We start from the raw sequence: 1,859 nt of genomic DNA, 5'->3' as shown, positions 1-1,859 counted from the left end.
GGCCGCCGGAACCGCAAGAAAGCTGCGCTCGGGGATCAGGCTGCTGGCGGGCAGGAAGCGCTGCACCGCCTCGAAGCCCAGGCGATTGCCCAGCCGCGAGATCAGGTCGGAGAGTTCGTCTGCCGCGTTCGCCTGCGCAGGGCCGATCTGCTCGGGGGCCAGCGGCTCGGTCAGGGTGGCGCTGAGCCGCAGCCCGTCGATGCCGAAGCCGGAATCGACCTCGTCGACGCCCTTGAAAAACAGCGCCGAGATGCGGGCCGGATCGCGCATCGGCCGGGCCAGACCGATCTCGACCATGGCGGCGGAACTGTCGACACGGCGCAGTTCAAAGCGGAGCCGCCGCGCGCCCTGCTCCGCCGTCTTCAGCTTGTCGCAAAGCCGTACCAGCAGCCGGTCCAGCACCCCCATCACATCGGCGGTCAGGCCGATCGGTTCGGGCAGCGTCATCCGCACCCCGAAATGCGGCGCATCCGCCTCGGCCGCGACCGGCTCTGCTTGGGTGCCAAGCGCCTGATCGAGGCGGCGCAGCAGTTCGGGCCCGAAGCGACGGGAGAGCGGCGCGCGCGGCACCGTGGTCAGATCGGCAATCTTGTGCAGCCCGAGGCGCGCGAGCCCCTCGGCCATGCCAGACTCGATCCGCAAGGCGCTGACCGGCATCGGGCCGAGCCGCGTCAACAAGGCCCCTTCGGGGATCACGCCACCGCCGCGTCGCGCCAGGGCCCAGGCGCCGCCACGGGTCTCGGCGATGGCGCTTTTTGCCAATACCCCGGCCCGCGCGAGGCGGGCCTCGAGATCAGCGATCATCTCTGCTTCGCCGCCGAAGAGATGGGCGACCCCGGAGATGTCGACGATCAACCCATCGGCGCCGTCTTTCGCGGCATGCGGTCCATAGCTGCTGGCCCAGCGGCGCAGTTCTTCAAGCGCCCTGCCCTCGCGCATGGGATCCGCCGGACGGGTGGACAGCGAGGGGCAAATCGCCCGCGCATCAGCGAGCGCCATGCCCCGATGCAATCCGGCGCGGCTGGCACTCTCGTTCAGGCAATGCAACTGCTCCGCGTTCGACGCCCGCAGCGTCAACGCGAAAGGCCCCTCAAGGGGGCGGCGCCTCAGGCTGATGTCGCTCGCCAGCCTGGGGAACCAGATGGAAAGCAGCCGTCTCGCCATTCCAACTCACATCATGGGTTCCAATTGTTCACTTTTTGTTCTTAATAAGACTCCAGCGATGATGAGTCGAGTCGGCAGGTCCCGGCTACGGATCACAGAGGTGGTCCTGAAATCTGGACCAGTTTGCCGCTCAGCTAAGCTTCAGCATGGGTTTCATGTCAGGCGGCGGCTTTCAGGTTCTGGTTGGGGGTATCATGGGCCTCATCGGGCGTCATCAGCCCGTGCGATGAGTGCGGGCGTTTCTGGGTGTAATAGCTGATCCAGGCACCGATCCCCTTGCGGGCCTCCGAGCCGGTCTCGAAGGCATTCAGGTAGACGCATTCGTATTTGAGCGACCGCCACAGCCTTTCGATCATCCTGTTGTCGATCCAGCGTCCATCCATCGAGATTTGCACCTTGGCGTCCAACAGCACCTCGGGGAACTCGGTGCTGGTGAATTGCGAGCCCTGATCGCTGTTGAATATCGCGGGCTTGTGACCTTCCCCCCGGAAGTTCCCTCGGTCTGATGTGGAGTCTGCCCAACCTGAAGGAGCAGACGAGATGAGGAAAAGCCGTTTCACTGAAGCGCAGATTATCGGGATGCTCAAAGAGCAGGAGGCTGGCTTGCCGACGGCTGAGCTGTGCCGCAAGCATGGGCTGAGCCCTGCGACGTTCTACAAGCTGAAGGCCAAGTATGGCGGAATGGACCTGTCCGA

2 protein-coding genes and 1 pseudogene are annotated in these 1,859 nt (G+C 65.0%); 1 reads left to right on the top strand and 2 read right to left on the bottom strand.

The window, feature by feature from the left end:
- Both ESZ60_RS20535 and ESZ60_RS20530 read right to left on the bottom strand, forming a co-directional pair.
- Positions 1–1,164, bottom strand: a 1,164-nt coding sequence (locus tag ESZ60_RS20535; RefSeq protein ID WP_134682493.1) for a Y-family DNA polymerase, incomplete at its 3' end; no start/stop codon positions are given.
- A 158-nt stretch (positions 1,165–1,322) separates the two neighbouring features.
- Positions 1,323–1,637, bottom strand: a pseudogene (locus ESZ60_RS20530) (transposase); the annotation flags it as partial.
- Positions 1,638–1,704: 67 nt separating this feature from the next.
- On the opposite strand from ESZ60_RS20530, the gene ESZ60_RS20525 reads away from it, so the two are divergent.
- Positions 1,705–1,859: transposase (locus ESZ60_RS20525; protein WP_134681718.1), on the top strand; the 155-nt coding region annotated here is incomplete at its 3' end.

This window comes from Paracoccus ravus, from assembly GCF_004522175.1.
In the GTDB taxonomy this organism is placed as follows: Bacteria; Pseudomonadota; Alphaproteobacteria; order Rhodobacterales; family Rhodobacteraceae; genus Paracoccus; species Paracoccus ravus.
Note: the sequence above shows the minus strand (reverse complement) of the source record. Positions and strands in the feature narration are given on the sequence as shown.